This is a genomic window from Schaalia suimastitidis DSM 15538, from assembly GCF_000429105.1.
In the GTDB taxonomy this organism is placed as follows: domain Bacteria; phylum Actinomycetota; class Actinomycetes; order Actinomycetales; family Actinomycetaceae; genus Pauljensenia; species Pauljensenia suimastitidis.
The window spans coordinates 190,741-217,306 of the sequence record NZ_AUBF01000006.1 but is presented as its reverse complement, the minus strand read 5'-3'; the positions used below and the strand labels follow the sequence as shown (position 1 = coordinate 217,306).

Sequence of the window (26,566 nt, the reverse complement as noted above, 5' to 3'; positions counted from 1 at the left end):
CGTGTGCGCCGTTTCGTGCTTAGTCCAACGTCCCTAGGGCTGCGCGCCGCGCTGCAGCACCCAGTTCTTCGGCTGTGCGAAGCATCGCCGCTGTCCGTGTCGTCACCGGGTGAGCAAGTGGATCCGATGCCTCGCTAATCCAACGGTGCTGGGGACTTGCCCCTGCGACAAGGATGTACATGAAGCGGGAAGCACCTCCAAGAACATTGGGAATATCGTCGTCAGTACTTTGGCCGTTAAATACGCTGGCGGTGTGGCTCAGCAGGGTCTCCACATCCCACAACTCCTCACCAATGAGTCGTGCTGCCATTGATGCATTGTCGTTAAGGACCCTGCGTCCAGCCTCCCATAATGCCTGCACGTGATCACCCTCTCGGGCGCACCACTGCGCTAAGAGGTAGAGACGCCACAGTGCCCCCGGCAGGGTGAATTCGGGGCTACGTGACCACATGTGGGCGACCACATCAATGCCTTCGACCCTGATCGCCTCCACCAAGCGACGCACAGCGTTGCTGTCGAAGTCATCGTCACCCACCGCGAAAAGAGCCCATGCACTGGTATGTGCAATAGCGGAATCCTCTGCCGGATCGGTGTCACCAACGAGGTTTTCTGCCTGTGTGGCCGATAGCATCGCGGGCCGTCGTGGACGTTTATTCGCTTGCATCGCTTTTCCCCCTTACAATAGTTGTCGGTCGGTTTCCGACTTGGGTCTATAGCTCAATGGTAGAGCAGCGGACTTTTAATCCGTAGGTTCGGGGTTCGAGTCCCCGTGGACCCACTTTTTTGCGTAATCCTACCCCTGCCACCTGCGTCTTTACCCCGTGACAGTCGCAGGACGCGCCACGCGCTGGCGACGCGCCAGACACAATAAACCGCCCCATGTGCGCTGTCGATACTCGTGGTAGGAGACGCCAATGCCTTCACTTCACACTCCCGCCGGCGGAGCAAACCAACGACATCACGGCCCCATTGCGGTCACACTTTTAGTGACATTGGCCCTACAAAATGCGGTAGGCCCTTTCGCCACCGACATGTATACCCCTGCCTTCCCGCAGGTCACCGCCGACTTTGCCACCACCTCGTCCCTTATTGGACTGACACTAACCATGTTCTTTGTGGGCTTTGGCTCTGGACAGGTAATCGTCGGCAGCCTGTCAGATACCTACGGCAGGCGCCTTCCGATGCTTGCCGGTGGCATGATCTGCATTGTCGGCTCCGTAATCTGCGCACTTTCGCCCAATGTGTGGGTCATGTTCCTTGGACGTTTCCTACAAGGCTTTGGTGGAGGTGCCGCTGCCGCTGTGGGTCGCGCACTCCTGGTCGATGTGGCACGCGGCAATGCGCTAGCCCGAGCAATGTCTATTCTGCAGGCTGTGGGTGGACTTGCTCCCATGATTGCCCCCGTTGTTGGTGCCACCATCTTGTCGTATGCGCCATGGCGCGCAATCTTTTGGACACTTACCGGCTTCGCGTCGCTCATGGTCATCGCCGCGTGGCTGTGGGCAATTGAGTCACTTCCCGCATCCAAACGGCGCACCGACTCAGGTCCGCGTGCCCTGTTGGTGACCGCTTCGAAGGTTTTACGCGTACGTCCCTTCGCCATGCTGATGATGACCAGCGCCGCAAGTTTCTTCTGTCTTTTCGCATACGTGGCGAATGCCTCGTACATTATGCAAGAGGCAATGGGCATGTCAGCCCGCGTCTTTTCCTACGTATTCGCGGCCAATGCCCTGCTATCCACCCTGGGGGCTCTGCTTAATGCGCGTATCGTTAGCCGTTTTGGCCCACATCGACTCATCACAGTTGGACTTGGCATCGCGTCGCTCGGCGTCGCCATACTGACCACCGCTGTCTTTGCGTTAGGCACACCCGTCATCCTCACCTGCGCGGGTTTTGCCGTCCTCATGGGTGCACAATCATTGATTTACGGTAATGCTGCTGCAATGGCTTTGGGGACGGTACGCCGTTGGGCAGGCACTGCCTCTGCCCTTCAAGGCCTTGTGCAGGCTCTGGCTGCTGCCGTGTCGGCGCCTTTGGCAACGATGGGTGAATCGACCGATGCCCGTCCCATGGTCATCGTCATGCTGGCAGGTATTAGCGTTGCGTGGCTTGCTTTCCTTTTCACCGGCCCTATCCCCACTGACGAGGCGCATGCCGCCGCCTGACGGTGACACTGCGTCACGTCTTTCATAAGAAATCCACAGCTTCCTCATCGCTTCGCCTTAACTATTAACGGCACTATTCATGGTGTTGACAGCAACACGATGATTGGAGAACAACAAACGTGGATCAGAATCAAACCCCGCCCGATTCCACAGCCAACGGCACGATGAATTCGACGGATGTCTTCAGTTTTGACCGGATGCCTCCTGGGTATGCTGGTGACGACTCAGTCCTTGAAAACATTCTGGATGTGGTGTGGGCATTCGTTGGCATCGCAGCCGTCATTGCATTGATCATTGTCGGCGTGTGGGTGGTGCGTCGCTACTTCGCTGGCCGCAGCCCCCGGGCACTCCTTGACCAGCGCCTCGCTAATGGTGAGATTGACCTGGCAACCTACACGCGCCTGAAGAGTGCCCTTGAAGGCACTGGAGTGGTCGCTGCCGCTCCTGCTGTTAGCGTGCCGACATCGGCATCAACAGCAGTATGGCCCCCCAGTGGCACCGCTGATAGTGGTGCGAGCACTAACACCGGCGCATCCGCCGTTGCTTCGCCTGAAACGGCGCCAGGACCAGTGACGGACACTGCCGTCATCGATCAAAAGAAAGACGACAACTAGCACGTCGTTCCTGGGGCATCGTTTCCGACGCGCCAGGAACGCACCATTTCAATGAGTCGGTAGCCCCCGTCAGTCGCTTTGGCTACCGGCTCATTGATTTTGAGGCAAGCCACACGGCCATCGAGATGCACAGCAAACCTGCACTTTCACCGAAACTGGGGAATTGGTGAAGGAGTAGGGCGCCGACAACTGCGGACGTTGCTGGTTCCAAAGCCATAAGTAGCGCCACCATTGGCGCATTTACACGCGACATGGCGATAGCTTCCAAACTAAATGGCAGAGCAGTCGATAAGACCGCCATCACAAGAACGGTGAACAGTAATCGCGCATCTGACAGGGCGACAAGTGCGCCCGGCACCATTGTGGGCGCGTAGAACAGTGCCCCCGCAGCGCATCCAATCGCAAGATTTGTGAGCGCTGAACGTGTCGCAGCTATGCGCCGTCCCAGGACGATATATCCAGCCCACGCGGCGCCCGAAAGCGCAATCCATGCCAAACCAATGCGGATATCCGGGTCAGTAATGTCGATCCCCATACCTCCGATGAAGAACACACCGATGCACGCCAGCAGGGCAGCCAAGCGCGGGAAGAGACCTCGTCCGCCGATGGCTGCCACCGCCACAGGACCGAGGAACTCCAGGGATACTGCAACACCCAGATCTAAGGTGACGATGGCGTGGTAAAAAGCAATATTCATTGTCACCAGGACAATGCCGAAAAGAGCTGATTTCCACAGATCGTGAACGCTTAAGCCTGAACGCCATGGCCGACGCCAAAGGATTAACAAGATGGCCGATGCGGCGACACGCCACCATGCCACAGATCCTGCGGGCATCACCTCAAAGAGCATTACCGCAAATGCTGCGCCAACGTATTGGCTCAGAGCCGAGCCGACAATAAGTGCAGGGGCCGGGATTGCGTCAATGCGGCGCTGCGGCGCAGGCGGTCTGGCTGTCACGGCGTGCCAGAGTCGGCAGGCGTGAAGGTGAGGGATATGGAGTTCATGCAGTAGCGTTGGCCGGTGGGCTGGTCAGGCGCATCGTCGAAGATATGGCCAAGGTGGCTGTCGCACGTAGCACACCGCACCTCTGTACGAACCATGCCGTGACTGGTGTCTTCGAGGTATCGCACCGACCCTTTAATGGCCTGATTAAAGCTTGGCCACCCGCAGTGCGAATCGAATTTCGTTGACGAATCGAAGAGCTGTGAACCGCAACCTCGGCAGGAGAAGGTACCTTCACGATTTTCGTCGAGGAGCGTCCCCGTAAAGGGACGCTCTGTACCAGCTTCGCGCAGAATGTGATACTCCACTGGGCTCAGTATTTTCCGCCACTGAGCGTCCGTGCGTTCTGCGGCACTTGCGAGCGAGGGGATATGAAGTGGTTCGGTATCAGTCATAGGTCTATTGTCTGCTTGCAATGGATCTTGTGCACTTTGGGATCGTTGCGACACGTTGGCCGGTCCGCTGGACCTACTGCCCCTATCCCGCCTGGGTCGCTACGCCTCGTTAATCTACTTTTGGCTGCTCGACTGTTTCTGTGAGCGCAGTTTTTTCGCGCGTATCGCGGCGGCGCGCCACTTCTTCGCGTTCTGCCAAGGCTTCCTCACCAGGCCCCTGCCAAATTGTCGCTCGCTCATCGGCATCAGGCGAACCCGAATAGAGGCGCTCGCCTTTGGTGTGTTCACCCTGCGGATGCTGGTGGCCTGTGTGTTGAGTATCGGCGTCACCATGATCTGCGGGTTGCCCACTAGCCTCCGGTGTCGGCTCGGCACCAACTAAGCGCGTTGCATGGCTTGCTTGGACGATATTCATCACTGCGGTGGCACTGAGAACCTGGGTGCCATCAGGGTCAGTGTGGGCTTCCACCTCTGCAATGTACCCGTCAACGCTACCTGCGATCGCCTCGTCGCTGGCCGTGCGCCCCTCGGCAAGATCACGCTGGCGCTTGGCCAGTGCACGCCTGCGGAGTTTCTTAGAGCGTTGCCTGGCGGCTTTCAGGCGGGCTGCGTGAACTGGGTCGAGCGCCGTTGGACTGTCGAGGCGCGTATGGTCATCTGTGCGCAGACCGTCGCGCCCCGGCGCTACCGTTTCGTCAGCAGCAATATCGGAAAGCTCTTTGGCCAAGCGCGCCACTTCTTCACGGGAGGTATCGTGAGGGACCGCAACGATTTCCTGCGGTTGGATACGTTGGACTGGCCGCACCCATGGCGCCTCAGTATTAATCCATTGGATGAGTTGTTCGCGCACATGACACCTCAGGTCCCACAATTTTCCGGAATCTTGTGCTGATACCAGTACGCGCACCGTCACCGTTGTCATATCGTTGGCGGTCATCTGTACAGCCCACGAACGACCATCCCATAGGTCCGTTGCCAGGAGGATCTGTTCCACTTTCGATCGGATCAACGCCATAGGCGCAGCCCAGTCCACTTGGAGTTCTACGGTCCCAAGGCGCGTCGCCGTACGCCGGGTCCAGTTTTCAAAAATATTTGAAGTGAAGTACGTCGACGGTACGATGAGGCGCCTTTCATCCCATATGCGCACAACAACATAGCCAAGGGTGATTTCCTCGACTGCGCCCGAGTCGCTACCTTTTTCCGCAACGACGATATCTCCTACGCGGATCGCATCAGTGAAAGCCAGTTGAAGACCTGCAAAAACATTGCCCAAGGTCTGCTGCGCGGCAAGGCCAGCGACAACGGATAACAGACCTGCTGAGGCCAAGATGGTCGTCATGGCGGCACGGGCCGCCTCAAAGGTGAGTAATGCGATGACGATGCCGAGGATGACGACGATGACCTGGGTAAGGCGACGGAGGATCTGTGCTTGTGTTTCAAAGCGTCTTGCGCGCCCATGATCGCTACTTTGACGTAGCCGTGCGGCGTCTTCAAAGATCCAAGCGGCAGCGTAAAAAATCCACGTAATTGCCAGTATGGCGGCAATGAGGAGTACATGGGAAGTAATACGCACCAGTGTGCCGCCCGACCATGTGGCCAAGTCAGCATCAAGGAGAGCAAATTGAAGGCCTGCCCATGCGCCCCACACAGCCAAGGCGAAATAGGCGGGGATACGCACACGTTTGACCAGTGCCGCCATAATCGGCGAGGTACGTGTAAGAGTGCGACCAACGGCAGCAACAAGCACAGCGATAACCAGTGCGATGACAAGTCCACCAACACTTGCCCCTAGGAGAAACATCACATCAATAGTGGCTTCCACGGTTTCAGTGGTGGTAGTCGTCGCAGCTTGTGCACTGCGCAGTGGCGTCAGCAATTCCATGACGAAATGAGGCGTCGCAATGGGCATCATGTGGCAAGCCTAGGGCTTCGGGCTTTAACTTTCCTGTGAGCATACAAGGAAAAACATTCCCTAGTGACTGGCCTCACATTGATCCGTTTTGCTAATCGGCAATAAATCTGCCTATGATTCTCTTCGTCCTCGGACGCAAGTCCGGGCCGATAAGCCCCCATCGTCTAGCGGCCTAGGACACCGCCCTTTCACGGCGGCGACACGGGTTCAAATCCCGTTGGGGGTACACTCCTCGTCGCTGACGTGGAAATAACTCAATAGGTCTTACACCTGTTGTAAGGCCCCGTAGCGCAGTCGGTTAGCGCGCCGCCCTGTCACGGCGGAGGTCGCGGGTTCGAGCCCCGTCGGGGTCGCCACCAGACCATTCGGTCCGGTTTTTGGCTCTGTAGCTCAGTTGGTAGAGCGTTCGACTGAAAATCGAAAGGTCACCGGATCGACGCCGGTCGGAGCCACCAGCAAGGCCCCAGGATTACTGATCCTGGGGCCTTCTTGTTAGTCGGATGAAACACCGCTCACGTCTCCAATAACTCAATCCCGCGCACAGTCAGCTATCGCCTAGCACAAAAACGGCGCATCCTTACTGCAATATGTGGAAGCCTGCCTCGCGATCCCCCCTATGCTGTCACTCAAGCGATATCTGCTGGCGTTGCGCGAAGCCTCAGTGTAGTGTGAATGGTGATAGATCCCCGGTCAGGCCTCTAGTTCGGTTGAACAATGCGCAAGTGACCGGGGCCTTTCTTTTGCGGGAGCTTTAGCGTTGAAAAATTGACACAGTTACGACGACTTGTTAACGCTGCTTAGTGAGCGCGGCCTACACATTGACGATTTCAATGAGGCAAGCGGCTTTCTTTCCCGTGTAAGTTACTACCGACTCTCAGGCTACTTCCGGCACTGGCAGATCAACCCGGGTCGCGGCGATAACCGCTTCATTCCTGGCTCTTCCTTTAGCACGATCCAGAACCTATACAACGACGAGCAGACCTTAATTATGCTGCTCGATGAAGTCCTCCACCCCATTGAAGTCTTGCTCCGCACGCAGTTTGCACACCACTACGCCCATCGTGTGGAACCAACCGGCGTTCTCGAGGACCTAGCTGAATCACTGAAAGTGTCTAGAAAAACGCTCCCCAGTCAAGTGCGTTCATTTGTTTATCTGCGAAATCGCGTAGCGCACTGCGCAAAATTGTGGAATCATTCCGTACTTGACAACCCAGGTCTCTCGTCAACAATTGCCAACCGAGCAAAACGCACCTATCGCTCATTTAGCAACCATTCGATCTACCGGATACTTGTCGCTCTTGATCTTATCGCCAGAAATGGCGGCATTGCCGATGCCTGGCTGAGCACAAAGATTGAACCCATCCTTAACGACAATCCGCTCCTTGCGGCAGGTATTGCACAGCCTGCACACTTTGGCGACATGGACCAAACGCTACTTATTCCCTAATAAAAAAGACATCCTCAGTAGCCTTCCCGTGCGCGCCAATCATTCATCTCTAGCACATACCAACCTCAACATCAGCAACCTCGGCAACAATTCTTATACAACCGTCGACGCCATCGCAGCGCTCATTAGGTAGACCACCGGACATCCGCATCCACTTTCCACACAGGCGTCTTCTCCGTTACTCTGAGTCCTACACTAAGTCGCATTCGTGACACCTCTTGGGAAGGGAGCTCCGTTGGGAAACCGCTTCGACACCCAAGACAAACTTATCGCCGCCACGCGCCAAATCATTATTGATGAGGGCGTTGAGGCTACCTCACTGGAACATATCTGCAAGGTTGCAGGATTTTCCCGTGGCGCTTTCTACTCAAATTTTTCCTCTAAAGACTCCCTGTTGGCAGCCCTAGCAGAGGACGAGTACATCGCACTCATTGAACGTCTACGTACCACCGTCGAAGAGTGGGCAACACGTCCTGTCCTCGACCAAGGTGACGGTCCCCTTATTGAAAATCTTCTTTTCGAGGCCTTGGACGCTATCTGCGTCGACAAAGCACTCTACGTCCTTCACTCTGAACTGCTACTACGGTCAATCCGTGACCCTGAATGGGGGGCGCGTCTGCTCGATATCAACGTCCAATTTGCCGACGAACTTGGGCGAGTCTTGGAATGGATCCTTGAGGCTTCTGGGCGCCACCTCACCAAGCCGCTGCGAGCAATGACCCACTCGGTGATCGGTATCGTTATGCGTGCTGCCGGAGTGGCCGCGTGGCGTGAAACAACAATGCGGCTACACCACGCATCAGCGGCCACCTACCCTCAAGATGCTCAACGCATGGAGGGCACAGCTGATTCGCAACAGCGCACTTCGGTCCGCAACTCTGCTGCCTCCGAACTTCTGGAAGTGATCCTGTTGATCCTTTACGCCTCATCTGAACCACGAGGCGAAAGAGCCTCCGGACAAGGCAAACCCCCGATCGTATCACCTGGGCAATAGCCCTGAAAATAGCTGCGCATCTACCACAGGTGGGGAAAGCATAAAGCAAAGGGCCGCCAATCGATGACGACTGGCGGCCCACGGTCAAGCGCACTTAGCTTGTTGCTTCGTCAGCGCATTGTGCACCGGCTTGTGGAACTTCCCCGTTCACCAGGTAGTCTGTAACCTTCTTGTCGAGGCAGCCAGAGCGGCCTGCGAAGGACAGTCCATGCCCGTGGGCTTTGAACGTCAGCAGCGTAGCGTTGCCAAGTTGCTCCACTAGCTCTTGTGAGTACTTATAGGGCGTCGCGTGGTCTCCCGTCGTTCCGACAACGAGAATGGGTGTTTCCGTGGTGGGAGCGTGGAAGGATTCCGTGAACTCATCCCCCGCCTCGGCAAGTACCGAGCATCGAAGTTCTGTGTAGTCGCGTAGCGTTGCGTCATTCACCTCGGGGCCGTCGAAGTAGCGGGAAACACCGTTCTTCTTGGCGGTTTCAATCATCGAGGTGATATCGGGAACTTTCGGGAAAGAGTGGCAGTTGATGACTTCGCCGGTGGCGTCGAAAAGGGGCCCTGGTTGAGCACTTTCGGCCGTATCTGCGGCGGGCTGCTCTCCCGGTGGGCTGCTCAGGCCTGCCACAACGAGAAGTTCATCAATGGCAGTTTGGTCACCATCCTTGGCTCGTTTGAGTAGCGCGAGTCGTTCGGCACGTTCCTTAGGGGTTTTATACAAGGTGTCAACAAGGAATTGGAACATGGGCGCACCAGACATTTCGGCGCCGTCACTCCCTTTCAACGGGTTGGCAGTGAGTTCGTCTCGCAATGCCAGCACTCCGTCCTCGTTGGTGAAGGGACACGTTGCTTCAGTACATGAGGCAACCATCTCGTTGATCTCTGTAGCAACACTTGCCTGTTGCTCAAATGTTGTTGTCAAGCTGGCCCATTTTGCGGTCAGGGCCGAGTCAAGCACCATTCTTCCCGCTTTTTCGGGGAAAAGAGTGGCGTAGGTGGCGCCAAGAACAGTGCCATACGAGAAACCAAGGTAGTGGAATCGATCTGAACCAGTGAGGTTACGCATCATTTCCATGTCGCGAGCAACTTGCGATGTGCCCATGTAATGGGTCAGAGGGTTCTTCTCGATGCACTCATTGAGGCGCACAACCGGGATGGTTGACGACGATTTACATGACAGGGGGCTGGAAGCTCCCACACCTCGAGGATCTACACCGTACACATCGTAGGCATCTAGGACGCCATTGAAACTAGGTTCTTTGACGAGGTTGAAAGCTAGGGAAGAAGCGGTTAGCCCTGGGCCACCGGGATTAATAAATAGCGGTTTGGATTCTTTGTCTCCAGTGGATCGAATACGCATGACAGCAAGTTCTGTTGTCCGTTTATCTTCCGGGTCTGCCCAGTTCATTGGTGCTTCAACCCGCGCACACTCGACTCTACTTTCGTCAATTCCGTTCTTTTTTGCCCCTTCAAGTGCTTCGGGGGTGAGTCCGTCGTCTTGTGTACACGGTCTCCAGCTAATGTTTTGAGAATAGAAACTCGAATACGTCTTTTTCTGCCAATCTGCATCAAGTGACGTATCTGAGGCTAGACCTGATTGGGCGAGCGTGGCGGTATTGACGGGCGCAGTGCATGCACTAAGAACGAAGGCCGCTGCGATTGCACTGGACGTAGCAACGATGAGTCCGCGACGGTGATAACTTTTTCCGATGGTCGTTCGGGACACGAAGTATTTCCTCCTTGTTGGGATGAACGAAGGGTCTACAGGACAGTGTGTGACGCTCGCGGGCGAGTGCCACTTCCCATCCCTGAGTGCCGATAGCCACTCCGAACCTTTTCGAGTAACTAGTGTGGCATTGATTCCTGAATAATCTCTGAATGATTCACGAATGCTTGCTTTACGCCTTCGCTCACGTATCCCTCCGACATATTTTCACGACCTTTTTTGAGGCGACACACAACACAACTGACGCCAAAAACCTCAAAGATCACCATGACTTTTCATTGAAAATGCACCGAATATACAGCACTGTATTTGTGCCCGTCACCCAACTGGGCAACAGTTGGTACCAATGGAGATCAATGGACGTACCGTCGAAATCGTGCGCCTAGGGGTGGTTGATTCAACCCTCCAGGTCCTCGCCCAAAGGCTCGCGCAGACCCCCACGCTGCCCGACCTTTCCACCGTTATTGCCTCACACCAACACGCGGGACGAGGCCGTAGTGGACGCGTCTGGCTCAACGACGCAGGCAGCGCACTTCTTTGCGCCACCCTCGTACGTATCCCCGAGGTCTACCTATCATGGGTCACTCCCTTAGCAGGCCTCGCAACCCTTAGCTCATTGGCAGATATCGACGTCAAAGCCCACCTGAAATGGCCCAACGACGTTCTCCTTGGCGGAAAAAAAATTGCCGGTATCCTCTGCGAACATCTGACCACTCACCAGACTTCACCTCGTACGCGCCTTCACGCTGTCGCAGTGGGTCTAGGACTTAACCTTGGCACCGTTCCCACCGAGGCAGGGCCGCTCGCTGGCGCACTGCCCATACCTGCTAATACTTCAGCCACTGCCCTCAAAGAGCTGCTTCTAGCCTCCTTCTTACGTCATCTTGACCGTCTTATTGACCTTGCCGAGCCACAGGTATGGCGCCGCCTTTACCGCAACGCCCTGTCTCACCTCGGCCAAGAAAGCACCGTTCGCCTGCCTGACGGCGGCCTCTTACATGTCACCGCTACCGATGTTGACCACCGCGGCGCCCTCCTTGCCACTACCAACGATGGTACGCAGATCACGATTACAGCAGGTGACGTTGATTTACCTCAGTACGTCCCCTCCCTCACAACACACCACGCGCAGGAAGGACTAGGCGCATGACGCATATTGCGCGGCCAATCCGCAAAATTCTTATCGCTAACCGTGGAGAAATCGCGGTGAGAGTGATTCGGACAGCACGAAGTATGGGTATTGGCTCCGTCGCGGTGTATTCCGACCAGGACATGCACTCGGCAGCATGTGACCTCGCTGATGAAGCCTACGCGCTTGGTGGCACCGCCCCAGCAGCCACCTACCTGTCCACCGACGCTCTTCTCGATGCTGCACGTCGCGCCGAGGCCGATGCGATCCACCCCGGCTACGGTTTCCTTTCCGAGGACGCTGCCTTTGCTGCCGCCGTACGCGACGCCGGGATTACCTGGCTTGGTCCCAGTGCCGAGGCGATCCGTGCCCTTGGCGATAAGATTTCAGCCCGGGAAATTGCCACGAGTGTCAACGTGCCGGTGATCCCCGGTGAAGAACTCACCGCTGACCTTGCCGCCGCCGAAGCGCAAATCCTTGCCATTGGCGCATCCCACGGCTATCCGGTCCTGGTCAAACGCGCCGATGCTGGCGGTGGTCGCGGCATCACTCGTTTTGACACTGATGAACAAGTGCGACGCTTCCTGGCTGAGTTACCGGACGTCCATGCGCTACGTGGCTGTTTCGTCGAAAAGATGGTGACCTTTGCCCGCCACGTGGAAACACAGTGTATGCGTGACGCCCACGGCAATTTCGCTGTCGTAACGACCCGCGATTGCTCTGTTCAGCGTCGCAACCAAAAGGTCGTCGAAGAGGCCCCTGCCCCTCATTTAAGTGAAGAGGTCGAGGCAGTCCTCACCCAGTCCTCACGTGCCCTCTTTGAAGCAGTGGACTATGTAGGGGTGGGCACATGTGAATACCTCGTCACCCGCGAAGGTCGCGTGTACTTCCTTGAAGTTAATCCTCGCCTGCAGGTGGAACACACCGTCTCGGAAGAGGTCACAGGTCTTGACCTTGTGCGTGAACAGATCCGCATTGCACGCGGCGAAACCCTCGCTGAAGTGCCGCCCGTACGAGGCCATAGCTTCGAAGTGCGTATCACCTCGGAGAATCCGGCTGATGACCTGATGCCCGCCACAGGCACCCTCACGCAGATTAACTGGCCGGGCGGCCCTGGTGTGCGCATTGACTCCTTTATTCGCCCAGGCGATGCCATTGGTTCGGATTACGACTCCCTCATTGCGAAACTTATTGTGACCGCGCCAACCCGCAGTCAGGCACTCAGTCGTCTGGTCGGCGCCATCGCCGAATTCACTGTTGAAGGCCTTCCAACCTGTGCGCCGCTACTCACCCATATCCTTACCCACAGCGATTTTTGCGGCCCTGATTCACCCGCTGCTGGCCTTGACGAGGCCGCAGCCACCCGTTTCGCTGCCACTTGGCCACGTCAAGCGGGCGACTTCGCGGTCTACACCAAGTGGATGGAAGACCTGGGCCTACTTGCTCAGGTCAAAGAAACCCTCCTTGGCGCGCAAGCAGCCGCATCCACCTCGACACCAGCATCTGCTTCACAACCTGCCGTTTCAGCTGCGCCAACCGCGCCAAGCGCAATGGACACCTTCGTCATCGAAATCGACGGCAAACGTGCCAAATTGCGCTTACCAGTCGAAATGTTGACACGCACAACATCTGCTCCTGTAGGCACGGCTGCGATGCGGCCGCAGGCTTTGCGTGGTCGCGGCAAGTCCCGAGGTGCGGGTGCTGCAGGTTCCGGAACACAAGGCCCTTCCATCCATGCACCTATCCAGGCAACCGTCGTGCGCGTTGTTGCCGAGGTAGGTCAAGACCTCGCTGAAGGCGACCTTGTCGTCGTCTTGGAGTCCATGAAGATGGAAAAGCCTATATACGCACATGCGGCAGGCACAGTGAAAGCAGTGCATATTGCTGCTGCGGACACTGTTAAAGCCGGCGATCTGCTGGTCACCATTGACGCAGCACAGGATAACTGAGGCAAGGAGATCCCATGACGATCGACGCCACTACTCAGGCGGTACGAGCCGCCACCCTTGAGGTGAATGCTGCTGGCGACACTGACGAAGTTGTGTCACGCGAGAACTTCGTTGAACGTAACCGTCAGGTCGTTGAGGCCGCAGAGGCTCGGGCACGTGCCCGCCAACATCCGCACGGTCGCCAAACAGCCCGAGAACGGCTTGTGGCACTCCTGGACGAAGGGTCATTCTTCGAACTCAACCGCTTTGCAGGTGGAGATATTGAAAGCGGTTCCATTGGCTCAGCGGTGATCACAGGCGTTGGCACTATTGATGGACGCCAAGTAGCCGTGTATTCCCAGGATTTCTCCATCATGGGCGGCACCTTGGGTCAGGTTGAAGGCGACAAAATCCTTCAACTCATGGACCGGGCTCTCACTCTCCGTATCCCCATTATTGCGATGTTGGATTCAGGTGGTGCACGTATCCAAGAAGGCGTGACGGCCTTGGCCCAATATGGCCGTATTTTCCGCAAATCCACCCAGTGTTCTGGCGTTGTGCCTCAGATTTCTATCATCCTTGGACCATGTGCTGGTGGCGCGGTCTACGGTCCAGCTTTGACTGACTTCATCATTATGACCCGCAAGTCGTCATACATGTTCGTCACTGGGCCTTCCGTCGTTAAAGCAGCAACCGGCGAAGACATCTCTTCGGAAGATCTTGGTGGCGGTGACCTGCATAATACGATCTCCGGTGTTGCCCACTTCCTAGCTGACGACGAGGCTGAGGCTCTTGACTATGCACGCACCCTGTTGTCATACCTGCCGTCACACTGTCAAGAAAAGCCTCCCGTATTCGCCTTCGACCCCGCCGTGTGTGCACCACCAAATGCTCATCTTGTTGGCGATTTGGTGCCAGAATCACCCAAACAGGCCTACGACATGGTCGAGGTGATCGAGGCGCTGGCTGATAACGAAGAGTTCCTTGAGGTGCAGCCACTCTTTGCGCCATCGGTTCTGATCGGTTTTGCCTCCTTTGAGGGGCGCCCAGCGGGTATCGTCGCATCACAGCCACTCAATGATGCTGGCACACTCGATGTTGATGCTTCAGAAAAGGCGGCACGTTTTGTCCAATTCTGTGACGCCTTCGGTATTCCGATTGTCACCTTGGTGGACGTGCCGGGGTATCGGCCCGGCTCTGAACAGGAACGCGCCGGCATTATTCGTCGAGGTGCCAAACTCATCACCGCCTATGCCACTGCTACTGTCCCCCTGATCACGATTATTTTGCGTAAGGCTTTCGGTGGCGCTTACATCGTCATGGGCTCCAAGTCGCTTGGTGCTGACGTGAATTTCTCGTGGCCATCGTCGCAGATCGCCGTTATGGGCTCCGAGGGTGCGGTTGACATTGTTTTCCGTCGCCAACTTGCCGAGGCCGGTAAAGAAGGTCGCGATGTTGCTCAGCAACGCGCTCACTACCAGGCGATGTATGACAAGCATTCTGTCAATCCCAACCTGTCGTTGCGTAACGGTCAGCTGGATGGCCTGATCGAACCAGGAAGAACGCGTGAAGCAATTTGCCGTTCGCTTGTGTCCTTGGCCAGCAAGGATCGCACAACCTATTCGCCACGTGTCCACGACAACGCCCCCATGTAAGCATCTACGTCGGCACTGCCGATCACGACCAGACTTTTCAAATGACCCCCAGTGAAATGGAAGATAGATGACGACGTTCCTAGGTAATCTCAGCACCGACTTCGCACTCGTATTTGGCGGACAAGGCAGCAAGTGGCGTGCAGCCCTTGATGCCAGCGTGTCCCTGCCCAAACAGGGTGAACGCGTGCGGGCAGCCCTCGCGGCAGCGCGCAGCCTTCTCGCTCCGGTGGCACTTGATGTCCTCACCAAGGCACCTGGTGCATCCGACCGCCTCGACACGATCCTTGCTGGGGACAGTACTGACGATGTGCTCGACACAAATCCTGCTGTATCAGGCCCAGGTATCGTTTTGGCGCAGTACGCGGCCCTTCTTGATTTGGAAGGCACCGGCCTGGACCTGCATGCCACCTCCCCCACCACGCTGCTGGGCCACTCGCAGGGGATCCTCGGTGTTGCCCTCGCTCGCGCCTACATGGCAGGTGATGAGGCCGCGCTTCACCGCGTCATCGCCCTGTCTGTGCTGGTAGGTGCTGCCGCCGCACACGCCACCCATACACGTGGTGCCACAAGCCTCGCAGGCATGACCCCCATGCTTTCTGTTTCCGGTGTGCCAACTGCTCTCATTGGCACAGTTGTGACGACTCTTTCCTCCTCTGTGGTGATGGCTGTTAATAACGGCGTGGATGGTCAAGTCTTATCGGGCTTGCCCGCTGATTTGGAGGCGGCACGACATGCCATTAGCGCGGCAGTAGACGCGCACAATGCTGCCCTTGATGCGCATACCCAAGGTGGCTCCCCGCTGAATGCCTCTTTTGATGTGCTGCGCGTGGACGCTCCCTTCCACAACCCGCTCATGGAGACAGCGCGCCTTCAGGTCCTTCAATGGGTGGACCGTCTCAATGCCGCTGGCCGCACCTTTGATAGCGACCTGGCCCGCGAGTTGGCTGCTGCGATCCTCACCGAGCCATGCGACTGGGTTGCTCAGGTTCGTTCTGCCCGTGATGCCGACGTGAAATACTTCCTTGACCTTGGCCCCACGCCAATGGTTGGTCGCCTCACTGCGCCACTTCTTGAGGGAACAGGCAGCGCAGTTGTTGACGCCTCGACCCGCTCGGCGCGCACCTCCTTGGATCTGCCGGGATTTGAGGTACCTGAACCGACATCGTGGGAGAAATTCCTCCCTCGCCTCGTGCGCCTCCCTGATGGTCGCACAGTGGTCGATACTGCCTTTACACGCCTGACCGGCAAATCACCGGTGGTCCTTCCCGGCATGACCCCCACCACTGTGTGGCCCGAAATTGTTGCAGCTGCGGCAAATGCGGGCAACTGGGCTGAGATGGCGGGTGGCGGACAGTACTCAGAGGAAGTGTTCACTGAGAACCGCCTGGCCCTGCAGGAACTCCTTGAGCCGGGCCGCACGGCTGGCTTTAACACGATGTTCTTCGACCGTTTCATGTGGAACCTGCAATTTGGTGTCAACCGCATTGTTCCCAAGGCGCGCCGTGCTGGCGCCCCCATCGACATGGTGACCATTGCCGCTGGTATCCCTGAACTGGATGAAGCTGGTGAACTGCTCACTCAACTAAAAGCTGATGGTTTTAGTTTTGTTTGCCTCAAGCCCGGCACGGTTGAGCAAATCAACCAGGTGCTTGATATTGCTGACGCTCACCCGGATTTCCCGTTGATCGTTCAAGTAGAAGACGGACACTCTGGTGGCCACCACTCGTGGGAAGACCTCGATCACCTTCTTTTGGCCACATATGCGCGTATCCGCAATACCCCATCCGTGGTTCTGGCCGTGGGTGGTGGCATTGGCCGACCTGTTGATGCGGCACGCTACGTGACTGGCCGCTGGGCATTGGAATACGACCGTCCTCTTATGCCCGTTGACGCGGTCCTTGTCGGTACCGCCGCCATGGCCACACTGGAGGCCCGTACGTCACCGCAGGTGAAGAAACTTCTCATGGAAACCCCCGGTGCAGATGGCGACGGTTGGGTTGGCCGAGGCGAAAGCCGTGGCGGCATCACCTCCGGCTTCTCCCACTTGGGTGCTGATATGCATGAGATTGAGAATTCGTCGTCTCGCGCGTCGCGGCTCATCCATGATCTTGGTGGCGACCTTGACCTGATCCGTGAGCGTCGCAATGACATTATCGACGCCCTTGCGCGCACGGCGAAGCCCTACTTTGGCGACGTTGAAGAGATGACCTACGCTCAGTGGGCCAGCCGCGTAGTGGAACTGTCCTACCCATGGGCGGATTGGACATGGCAGGACCGCACTTTAGACCTCTTCCACCGCATTGAGGCACGCCTCAATGATGCCGACCACGGTCAGGTACCCACTCTCTTTGCCGACGCCTCGGCCATCGAGGACGGGCCTGCTGCCCTGGCTGCATTGCTGGACGCGTACCCGCAGGCGGCAACCACGAAGGTGGCGCCCTCCGATGCCGCATGGTTCCCCACACTGTGCCGCAAACACCACAAGCCCATGCCGTTTGTGCCCGTCCTTGATGGCGAACTTGCTCGTTGGTGGGGCACCGACACCCTGTGGCAATCACACGATGCCCGTTTTGATGCCGATTCGGTACGTATTATTCCGGGTCCGCGGTCAGTTGCTGGTATCGATCGTATCGATGAACCTGTAGGCGAGCTTTTCGCTCGTTTCGAGGCGGCAATTGTCGAGGCTGCAGCTGAGCTGGGTGCTCAAACGCAGGATGTTTTCTCTCGTTTCGGCAATGCTCGAACCGTTGAGGAGTATCTGCGTCGCGTACCGACGATCCAGTGGGCCGGTAATCTTGTGGCCAACCCTGCTTTCGCAATGCCTCAGTCTACGTCGATCGTGGAAGAGGACGGACAGTGGGGCGTACTTGTTCACTGCGAGACCCCGTGGGATGGCCTAGGCGAGGACGCACCTCATGCAGTGCGTGAAATCCTCATCCCATTGACGCTACCTGTTGGCGTTTCCACGGGTGCTTTCCCCGTGGTTGATATGGCTCGCCTGTCGGTGTCAGCCTACGATCTGCTTGCTGGCGCTGCTGGCGTGGGCACCACAACTGTCAATGGTGATGTCATTGAGGCAATGCCTGCCGTCACGCCTGATGACGGTTTTGGTATCGTCCACGATTCCTTCACGCTGTCCAAAGAGTTGGGCCGCGCCCACAGTGGTGTGACCGGTGCTGCGCTGCGCGCGCAGTTGACTGAGATTGTGCCTGATGCCCTTGTTGGCCCGTGCTGGCCGGCGATTTACACGGCATTGGGTAGTGCGATCAAAGATGGCGTGCCTGTTATTGAAGGCCTTGTCAATGCTGTTCACCTTGATCACACGGTGGTCCTTGAGTCCGCATGGCCCGAGGCTGGGACACGTATTGATGTGACTTCCACTTGCGCAGAACTTTCCGAGTCCAGCGCTGGCCGTGTGGTCCGCGTCGAATTGGAACTTTTTGCTCACGGCACACTTTTTGCGCGTTTGACCGAGCGTTTCGCTATCCGTGGTCGTGTGGCATCGACTCAACCCCCCTCGGCTGGGCCGTCATTTGCTCCCGGTGTGACTGTGGAAGACACTGCACGTTCCTTTATCCGTCGCGCTGTTGTGAGTGCGCCCGCTGATATGACTGCCTTTGCGAATGTGTCGGGCGACTTCAATCCGATTCACACCTCGGCCGCTGCAGCTGGTTTGTCTGGCCTTCATGCGCCGCTTGTTCACGGCATGTGGCTGTCGGCGACCGCTCAGCATGTCATTGAAGCTGAGGGGATCTCGGGCACGGACGCAGCGCCTGCTACTGGGGTGATCCGTGGCCAACGAGCACCCAAGGCCACGATTGTCGGTTGGTCTTACCAGATGCACGGCATGGTGAACCTGCGCGACGACGTTGAAATCACCGTTGAGCGTGTGGGCCGCGTCGGCGGTCAAATAGCTGTTGAAGCAACGTGCCGTATCCACGGCGAGGTCGTCTCCATTGGACGTGCTCTGCTTGCTGCGCCACGCAGTGCCTACGTTTTCCCTGGTCAGGGCATTCAGCGGGCACGTATGGGTATGGATAATATGTCGCCTGTCGTACGCGATGTCTGGAAACGTGCCGACGAGCATACGCGCACGCGCCTCGGTTTCTCTATCGAGGCGATCGTGCGTGACAACCCCACGCAGCTGCGTATCGGCGACGAGGTTCTGCGTCACCCTGATGGCGTTCTGAACCTCACCCAGTTCACGCAGGTAGCCCTGGCTACCCTTGCGTACGCGCAAACACAGGATCTGCGTGCTTCAGGCACATTTGTTGAGGACGCGGTATACGCGGGCCATTCGCTGGGTGAATACAATGCGCTGTCAGCCTGCGCACAGATCTTCCCCTTTGAGCAGGTCCTGGAGATTGTGTACCAGCGTGGCACCGCCATGCATCACCTGGTGGAGCGTGACGAATACGGTCAGTCCAACTACCGTCTTGGCGCGCTGCGTCCCAACCAGATTGGCGTAAGTGAAGATGACGTGCAGTCCTATGTGGCGTCCATTGCCGAGGCCACCGGCGAGTTCCTGCAGATCGTGAACTTCAACCTGGCTGGCACCCAGTACGCTGTTGCTGGCACAGTGGCGGGCCTTGAAGCCCTGGCAGCTGATGCTCAACGTAAGGCTGATGAGGTGGGCGGTAAGCGTCCCTTTATGCTCATTCCTGGCATTGACGTACCCTTCCACTCGTCTCGTCTTCACGCTGGGGTTGCCCCCTTCCGCGATAAGCTTGAGGCTATGGTGCCGCACGATCTCAACGTGTCGGTCCTCATTGGTCGCTACATCCCGAACCTGGTGGCGCGTCCCTTCGAACTAACGGAAGATTTTGCTCGTTCCATTGTCGAGGTCGTTCCATCCCAAGCTGTTGAAGCCCTCCTGGCTGATGGTTGGGATAAGGCGATGGAAACGCCTGTGGCTACGGCACGCACAATCCTTATTGAGCTCCTCGCATGGCAATTTGCTTCGCCTGTACGTTGGATTGAAACCCAGGATCTGCTATTTACGCCACTTTCCGAAGGTGGCCTTGGTGTCGAACGCCTCGTCGAGGTGGGACTTGGTTCGGCGCCCACCTTGGCAAACCTTGCAGAACGTACGCTTGCTCTGCCACGTCACCGTGGTCGCAGTGTTGAGGTCTTTAACTCTGAACGCGACAATGCGCGACTGCTGGCCACCGACGTGGTGCGTGCACCTTCCGATGACGCTCCCACAGCTGAAGAGGCCCCCGCGAACGAGGCGCCCGCACCTTCAGCGCCTACCCCAGCTGCCACACCGGCCCCGTCGGCGGCACCTGCCCCCGCTGCTAGTGCCTCGGCACCGAGTGGCGCTGCTGTTGCAGATTTGCCGCTGAAGGCATCCGAGGCGGTGCGTATCCTTCTGGCTTACGCCAATAAGCTGCGCGTGGAGCAGATTGATGCTGCCGACACGGTGGACACACTGACCAATGGCGTGTCCTCAAAGCGCAACCAGCTGCTGATGGATATGGCTGCTGAACTGTCAGTTCCCACCATTGACGGTGCAGCAGAAGCGACGATATCTGCACTGCTGCCCACGGTTGATGGTGCTGCAGGTGCCTATCGTCCCTTTGGCCCGGTACTTGGCGAGGCCATCACTTCCCGTCTGCGCAAACTTTTCGGTGGTGCAGGTTTGGCGCCAACCCATGTGGCGAGCCGCGTAACAGGCACCTGGCAACTCGGCCAGGGATGGGCTGACCGTGTGTCCGCCGAAATCCTTCTAGGTACCCGCGACGGCGATTCAGTCCGCGGTGGCGCACTCACGTCGCTACCCACTTCCGTTACCTCAGCATCTGACGCGGATGCGCTGATTGACGCAGCCGTCGAAGCCGTGGCTGCCGCTGCCGGTGTGGCAGTGGCAATGCCCGGTGCGGGCGGTGACGCCGGTGGTGGTGTCGTTGATTCAGCTGCCTTGAATGCATTAACCGAAAAGATGCTGGGTGCGGATGGCCTTTTGGCGAAACAAGCGCGGAGTCTACTCGCTGAACTCGGTGTGGATCTACGTGCCACAGCTACAGACGGTGTCGATAGCGAATTGGCTGCCTTGGCTGAAGCGGTTGAAGCTGAGCTTGGTGCAGGCTGGGTTGACTCTGTCAAGCCTGCCTTTACTCCCAGCCGCGCGGTTCTCCTGGACGACCGGTGGGCATCGGCCCGCGAAGACTTGGCTCGCGTTGCCTCCGGGCAGCTGAATGCAGCCGAGGTGTACGTCGACGGCTTGCGTGGTGCCGGTCAATCCTTGGCAGAACTTGCCCAGTGGTACACGCGTTTCGTCGACGATGAACGTAAGGACTTCTTCAACCGTGTGGCAGACATTGCCCTTGAAACTGCTGACGGCGCATTTGCTGACGACGTTGCACTTGTCACGGGTGCCGCACCGCGCTCCATTGCCGCCGCCGTTGTGGCACGCCTCCTTGAAGGTGGCGCCACGGTGGTGATGACCTCGTCACGTGTCGACGATGCGCGTCTGACATTTGCCAAAGACCTGTACCGTCGCCACGCCGCAATGGGCGCCACCTTGTGGCTCGTCCCGGCCAATATGGCGAGCCTACGCGATGTCGACAGCCTGGTGAATTGGATTGGTACGCAGCAAACCGAAACGGCTGGCGCAACCACCACAGTGGTGAAACCTGCGTTGCTCCCCACTCTGTTCTTCCCCTTTGCGGCTCCTCCAGTCCGGGGCACCCTTGGATCTGATCCTCACGCCGCAATGGCACAAGAACGTCTGCTGCTGTGGAGTGTCGAGCGGTCCATCCACCAACTTGCTTCACTTGATACGTCAACTGCGGTGGGGCACCGTGTTCACGTGGTCCTGCCCGGGTCACCCAACCGCGGTATCTTCGGCGGTGACGGTGCATATGCCGAAGCCAAGGCCTCCTTTGACACTATCGTCAATAAGTGGGGAACCGAACGAGGCTGGCCAAGCCGCGTCACTTTGGCTCACCCACGTATCGGCTGGGTGAAAGGCACCTCCCTGATGGGCGGTAACGACCTGTTGGTGCCTGCCGCCGAAGCTGCTGGCGTCCACGTGTATACCCCTGAGGAAATCACCGACGGTTTGATTGCTTTGGCAACACGACAGGCACGGGAACAGGCACTTGTTGCTCCGCTGGATGCAGACCTGACAGGTGGACTAGCTGACGCTGGCCTCGACCTGCCCGCACTTGCCGCTGCGGAACGTCGAAAGGCACGTGACGGTGCTGGCGCCTCGGCAAATGACAAACAGGTCACCACCATTGGCGCCCTGCCCAATATTGTTCGCACTGGCTTAGCTCAGAAGTTGCCGTGGGGCCAGGTGCGTACAGCGCTTGCGGACCAGGTGGTCATTGTGGGCGTGGGTGAAGTGTCCGCGTGGGGGTCGGGACGTACCCGCTTCCAAGCTGAACATGCTGACTCCACTATTGACCTCACTGCTGCCGGTGTTTTGGAATTGGCGTGGATGACAGGCTTGGTGCACTGGGCTGATTCACCTGCTGCTGGCTGGTATGACAAGGACGGCAACGCGGTTGACGAGGCTGACATTTATGGTCGTTTCCGCGACGAAGTTGTGGCTCGTGCCGGTATCCGTCCACTCGTTGACGATTCGACGATTGTTGATGGTGGTTCAGATGACGTCGCTACCGTCTACCTCAACTCCGATCAAGAGTTTGCGGCAACGAGCGAAGTAGATGCCCGCGCCTATGTTGCAGCAGACCCGGCACGCACCTCAATCTGGTTCGATACGGTTCGCGGTGAATGGATGGTCCGTAAGGCAGCTGGCTCAGCTGTGCGTGTGCCTCGCCGTGCCACGTTGACCCGCAGTGTTGGCGGTCAGATTCCTGACGACTTCGATCCAGCCAAGTGGGGTATTCCCGCCACAATGATCGAGGCATTGGATCGTATCGCCGTATGGAACCTCGTGACCGCCGTCGACGCTTTCATCGCCTCAGGGTTCAGCCCCGCCGAATTGCTGCGCGCTGTGCACCCTGCTGATGTGTCTTCAACGCAAGGCACCGGCATCGGCGGCATGGAATCCTTGCGGAAGGTCTTCCTTGATCGATTCCTTGGTGAGGAACGTCCGCAGGATATCCTGCAGGAAGCCTTGCCTAACGTCGTGGCTGCTCATACGATGCAGGCCTATGTTGGTGGCTACGGTCAGATGATCCACCCGGTGGGCGCATGTGCCACTGCGGCAATCTCCATTGAGGAGGGCGTCGACAAGATCCTGTTGGGCAAGTCTGACTTCGTTGTGGCTGGCGGCATTGACGATATCGCGGTCGAATCTCTCACGGGCTTTGGTGATATGAATGCCACCGCTGAGTCCGCAGCACTGTACGAACGCGGTATTTCCTACCGTCACTTCTCGCGTGCCGGTGATCGTCGCCGTGCGGGCTTCCTGGAAGCTGAAGGTGGTGGCACCGTTCTGCTGGCACGTGGTTCAGTTGCAGCCGACCTTGGTTTGCCGGTCCTGGGTGTCGTGGCCTACGTGCGGTCCTTCGCTGATGGCGCGCACACGTCAATTCCGGCCCCTGGTATCGGAGCGATGGCTGCTGGTCGCGGCAAAGCATCCTCCCAGCTTGCCGAAGCCTTGGCAGCTTTGGGTATGAGTGCTGACGATATCGCTGTGGTCTCCAAGCATGACACGTCGACCCGCGCGAATGATCCTAACGAGGCGGAACTACATTCGACGCTGGCTGCAGCCTTGGGTCGCACTCCCGGTAACCCGCTGCATGTCATTAGCCAAAAGACGGTGACCGGCCACGCGAAGGGTGGGGCGGCACTCTTCCAAACCGCCGGTTTGGTTGAGGTCTTCCGCGAGCAGCAGATACCTGGTAACCGCGCACTCGACTGTTTGGATCCTGCCATGAAGCCGTGGATGCCACTGCTGTGGCTGCGCCGTCCGTTGGATATGTCGGCCACTCCAGTGCGTGCCGGTGTGTTGACATCGCTGGGCTTTGGTCACGTATCTGCCCTGGTGGTTCTTGCCCATCCGACGGCTTTCGAGGTGGCTTTGGAGAGCGAACGTGGTGAGGCCAGTGCCGCGGTGTGGCGTGAGACAGCATCGCAGCGTTTGTCGGCTGGGCGCGCTCACCTGGAGCAGGCAATGATTGGCCGCGCAAGCCTATATGAGCCGGTTGAGGGTCGTCGTTTGCCGTCACATGGCACGCATGATGTTGAAGCCCAGATGCTTCTGGATCCCAACGCTCGCCTCGGCGATAACGGCACCTACTGAGGGCAAGACTGCGGGTGAGGCCGACTCTGTGCCGACCTCACCCGCAGCGCACGATATTTCGCACTGCCCTTATCCCTGCTGTGCTGTGAAGAAAGGAGTCGGTGATGGATGCAGGCCACCATCTACGTGCATCAGGCGTGGGCGTGGACCTTGTTCATATTCCCTCTTTTGTCGAGCAGCTTGAACAGGAAGGCACTGTTTTTTCACGTGTCTTCACCGACCGCGAATGGGCCTATTGCCAACACCGTTCATCGGATTGCTTTGCTGTGCGGTGGGCGGCAAAAGAGGCAATGGTAAAAGCGTGGTCGACGCTGATACTTGGCCACGGTCCAATGATTGACCCGTCTGACCTTGATTGGTCCAATATTGAGGTTGCGCACGATCAGTGGCAACGCCCTTATCTGCGTTTTCATGGTCGTGTTGCCCAAGAATTAACTGCCCTTGAAAGACGTCTCGGTGCCAGCCTGCAGTGGAATGTGAGCCTGTCCCATGACGGCGACATGGCCATTGCTTACGTTCAGGTGCTGGCACTGACATTGACGTGATTCCCATCCCGCATATTTTGAAAGGACTCCCCATGTCCCACACCCTGACTGCACCGGTCCTTGTCGATACATTTATCGGTGCACGAAGCCGCGCTAAGGATGCCCTACTGGTCCTGTCATCAGCGGCTGTTGTTGGTTTGCTCGCTCAGGTAAGTATCCCTATGTGGCCCGTGTCCATCACCGGGCAAACGTTGGCCGTGATGGTCGTTGGTGCCACCCTCGGGGCCTCACGAGGCGCAGCCGCAATGATCACCTACGCGGCTTTAGGTTTAGCTGGCGTACCATGGTTTGCTGATTTCGGTGGTGGACCAGCCTATATTTTGAAGCCATCTTTTGGTTTTATCCTTGGCTTCATTGTTACCGCATGGGTGGTTGGGTATCTGTCTGAGCGCCGCTGGGACCGTAAACCTGCGGCGTCACTCGTTGCCTTCGGTTTGGCCTCACTCATTCCTTTCGTGGTCGGTGTGCCGTGGATGTGGGCCATACTCCATTTCACTATGGACACGACCCTTGGCCTGTGGGCGACCCTTAATGCGGGCCTGATCCCCTTTATTCCGGGCGGCATTATTAAGTGGATACTTGCCGCCGCAATCCTCAACGGAGCATGGCGCCTCATGGGCAAACGCACGTCCCTGTAGGAAAAGGTATCGTGCGACCTTAACGGATACTCGAAGTCGGGTGTGGAAAGTGAATACTTTCCACACCCGACTTTATTGCGTATCAACACTGGCCAGCGCTAAGCGTGGAGGCATCGTCGCATCTGGGAGAAATTGAGGTAGGCGTCAAGCCAACACTCTTCCTTTTGAACGACTACACGGATAAAGCCTTCACTAGGCGCAACTCGTCAGCATTTTCACCCCGCAGTTCCCGCCGACATCTGAACCTACGCCCCCTGGTCAATCAGAAGCGTCACCAGTGCGCGTCTGCGGAAGAACTACCGGGAGTTTCCTCCGCTTGATCGACGACGCACAGGTATTCCCGCGATCCGCTTTTCAGCAGTATCCCCACCAACGCCTCGTACACGCTGATGCACCTCTTGGGCCCCGTCGCTACGTTGACGATTCTCTCGCTGAGCGGCACCTGAGTGAACTCCTGCCACCTGGGCTGCCACCGGCACTTCAGCGGTACGCCGCTGCGCCTCGTCGTCGACAAGTGAACCCCTGTGTGTGCTGTCAGCTGTGCCGCCGTCAGCGCCGCCTCGCCTATCGGACCACTGATCGCCTGCACGTGCCGAGCCCTCCCCCCAATCCGCGAATTGCTCAATCTCCGGTTCAGGGGCAGTTGCCGAGGCGGGGCTTTCTTGCCGTTTACTTTCAAAAAACGCCTTGAGCTGCACAGCCACTTCTTTTGCCAACACACCAGGGATCACCTCAACCTGGTGATTCATCCGCGAGTCACGCAAAACATCACGCAACGAACCCGCTGCGCCTGTCTTCGGTTCCCACGCACCAAAAACCACGCGATCAACGCGTGCTGCAACTGCAGCACCGGCACACATCGTGCACGGTTCAAGGGTGACCACAAGGGTGCACCCAACGAGGTTCCACCTACCTAAGCGCCGACCTGCCTCTCGCAGGGCCATAATTTCGGCGTGACCAGCCGGGTCATGAGTGGACTCGCGGCAATTCCAACCCCGTCCCACAACACGACCAACAGAGTCAATAACAAGCGCACCTACAGGCACATCACCTGTGTCTCGAGCCTTAGTGGCATACAAAAGAGCACGGCTCATGGCCTCACGGTAGCGTTGCATCGTCGTCACCCTATAAGGGTAGCTTCCCATAGGCCGCAATGGGAGCTTTCCCGACGTGCGCCTTCGCACCGATTATTCGCACGAGCCTGCGC

The 26,566-nt window shown here is 57.7% G+C and carries 16 protein-coding genes and 4 tRNA genes; 14 read left to right on the top strand and 6 right to left on the bottom strand.

What is annotated here, in order from left to right:
• Positions 1–19: 19 nt before the first annotated feature.
• Complete coding sequence (locus tag G438_RS0101035; RefSeq protein WP_026459776.1) at positions 20–664, bottom strand: hypothetical protein; 645 nt, start codon at positions 662–664, stop codon at positions 20–22.
• Positions 665–706: 42 nt separating this feature from the next.
• On the opposite strand from G438_RS0101035, the gene G438_RS0101030 reads away from it, so the two are divergent.
• The 3 genes from G438_RS0101030 to G438_RS0101020 all read left to right on the top strand — a co-directional run bounded on the left by G438_RS0101030 (position 707) and on the right by G438_RS0101020 (position 2,779).
• Positions 707–778, top strand: a tRNA-Lys gene (locus G438_RS0101030).
• A gap of 136 nt (positions 779–914) precedes the next feature.
• Complete coding sequence (locus tag G438_RS0101025) at positions 915–2,165, top strand: multidrug effflux MFS transporter (RefSeq protein WP_026459775.1); 1,251 nt, start codon at positions 915–917, stop codon at positions 2,163–2,165.
• A gap of 119 nt (positions 2,166–2,284) precedes the next feature.
• The gene (locus G438_RS0101020) at positions 2,285–2,779 is read left to right on the top strand and encodes a hypothetical protein (protein WP_026459774.1); all 495 of its coding nucleotides are present in this window, start codon (positions 2,285–2,287) and stop codon (positions 2,777–2,779) included.
• Positions 2,780–2,861: 82 nt separating this feature from the next.
• Here G438_RS0101020 and G438_RS0101015 read toward each other — a convergent pair whose 3' ends face one another.
• The 3 genes from G438_RS0101015 to G438_RS10180 all read right to left on the bottom strand — a co-directional run bounded on the left by G438_RS0101015 (position 2,862) and on the right by G438_RS10180 (position 6,089).
• Positions 2,862–3,737, bottom strand: a complete 876-nt coding sequence (locus G438_RS0101015) for an EamA family transporter (RefSeq protein WP_034284555.1) — start codon at positions 3,735–3,737, stop codon at positions 2,862–2,864.
• Positions 3,734–4,177, bottom strand: coding sequence for a peptide-methionine (R)-S-oxide reductase MsrB (gene msrB / locus G438_RS0101010; protein ID WP_051259172.1), 444 nt, complete (start codon positions 4,175–4,177; stop codon positions 3,734–3,736). The genes G438_RS0101015 and msrB overlap by 4 nt, the downstream gene beginning before the upstream one ends.
• Positions 4,178–4,286: 109 nt before the next feature.
• Complete coding sequence (locus G438_RS10180; protein WP_051259171.1) at positions 4,287–6,089, bottom strand: mechanosensitive ion channel family protein; 1,803 nt, start codon at positions 6,087–6,089, stop codon at positions 4,287–4,289.
• Between the two features lie 153 nt (positions 6,090–6,242).
• Between G438_RS10180 and G438_RS0101000 the strand changes: the two genes are divergently transcribed.
• The 5 genes from G438_RS0101000 (at position 6,243) to G438_RS10170 (ending at position 8,530) form a co-directional block, all read left to right on the top strand.
• Positions 6,243–6,315 (top strand) — tRNA-Glu (locus G438_RS0101000).
• Positions 6,316–6,368: 53 nt separating this feature from the next.
• Positions 6,369–6,445 (top strand) — tRNA-Asp (locus tag G438_RS0100995).
• Positions 6,446–6,468: 23 nt separating this feature from the next.
• A tRNA-Phe gene (locus tag G438_RS0100990) sits at positions 6,469–6,544 on the top strand.
• 329 nt (positions 6,545–6,873) lie between these two features.
• Entirely contained in the window at positions 6,874–7,536 is a 663-nt protein-coding gene (locus G438_RS10175; RefSeq protein ID WP_084402916.1) for an Abi family protein, read from the top strand.
• A gap of 235 nt (positions 7,537–7,771) precedes the next feature.
• On the top strand, positions 7,772–8,530 hold the full coding sequence (locus G438_RS10170) for a TetR/AcrR family transcriptional regulator (protein WP_051259169.1): 759 nt from the start codon (positions 7,772–7,774) through the stop codon (positions 8,528–8,530).
• A 94-nt stretch (positions 8,531–8,624) separates the two neighbouring features.
• Here the strand turns inward: G438_RS10170 and G438_RS10165 are convergent, their stop codons facing one another.
• On the bottom strand, positions 8,625–10,247 hold the full coding sequence (locus tag G438_RS10165; RefSeq protein WP_051259168.1) for an alpha/beta hydrolase: 1,623 nt from the start codon (positions 10,245–10,247) through the stop codon (positions 8,625–8,627).
• Between the two features lie 346 nt (positions 10,248–10,593).
• Here G438_RS10165 and G438_RS11805 point away from each other — a divergent pair, with 346 nt between their 5' ends.
• The 6 genes from G438_RS11805 (at position 10,594) to G438_RS0100940 (ending at position 25,359) form a co-directional block, all read left to right on the top strand.
• Positions 10,594–11,397 (top strand): biotin--[acetyl-CoA-carboxylase] ligase, encoded by an 804-nt coding sequence (locus G438_RS11805; RefSeq protein WP_051259167.1) that lies wholly within the window; start codon positions 10,594–10,596, stop codon positions 11,395–11,397.
• Entirely contained in the window at positions 11,394–13,325 is a 1,932-nt protein-coding gene (locus tag G438_RS0100960) for an ATP-binding protein (RefSeq protein WP_051259166.1), read from the top strand. Before G438_RS11805 ends, G438_RS0100960 begins: the two co-directional genes overlap by 4 nt.
• Positions 13,326–13,339: 14 nt before the next feature.
• Complete coding sequence (locus G438_RS0100955) at positions 13,340–14,959, top strand: acyl-CoA carboxylase subunit beta (protein ID WP_084402915.1); 1,620 nt, start codon at positions 13,340–13,342, stop codon at positions 14,957–14,959.
• Positions 14,960–15,026: 67 nt separating this feature from the next.
• The gene (locus G438_RS0100950; protein WP_026459769.1) at positions 15,027–24,176 is read left to right on the top strand and encodes a type I polyketide synthase; all 9,150 of its coding nucleotides are present in this window, start codon (positions 15,027–15,029) and stop codon (positions 24,174–24,176) included.
• A gap of 104 nt (positions 24,177–24,280) precedes the next feature.
• Positions 24,281–24,721 carry a holo-ACP synthase gene (locus G438_RS0100945; protein WP_034284553.1) on the top strand — a complete coding sequence of 147 codons (441 nt, stop codon included), beginning with the start codon at positions 24,281–24,283 and terminating at the stop codon, positions 24,719–24,721.
• A gap of 32 nt (positions 24,722–24,753) precedes the next feature.
• Entirely contained in the window at positions 24,754–25,359 is a 606-nt protein-coding gene (locus tag G438_RS0100940; RefSeq protein WP_026459767.1) for a biotin transporter BioY, read from the top strand.
• Between the two features lie 296 nt (positions 25,360–25,655).
• Here G438_RS0100940 and tadA read toward each other — a convergent pair whose 3' ends face one another.
• A complete protein-coding gene (gene tadA / locus G438_RS12145; RefSeq protein WP_084402914.1) occupies positions 25,656–26,474 on the bottom strand; it encodes a tRNA adenosine(34) deaminase TadA in 819 nt (272 codons plus the stop codon).
• Between the last annotated feature and the right edge of the window lie 92 nt (positions 26,475–26,566).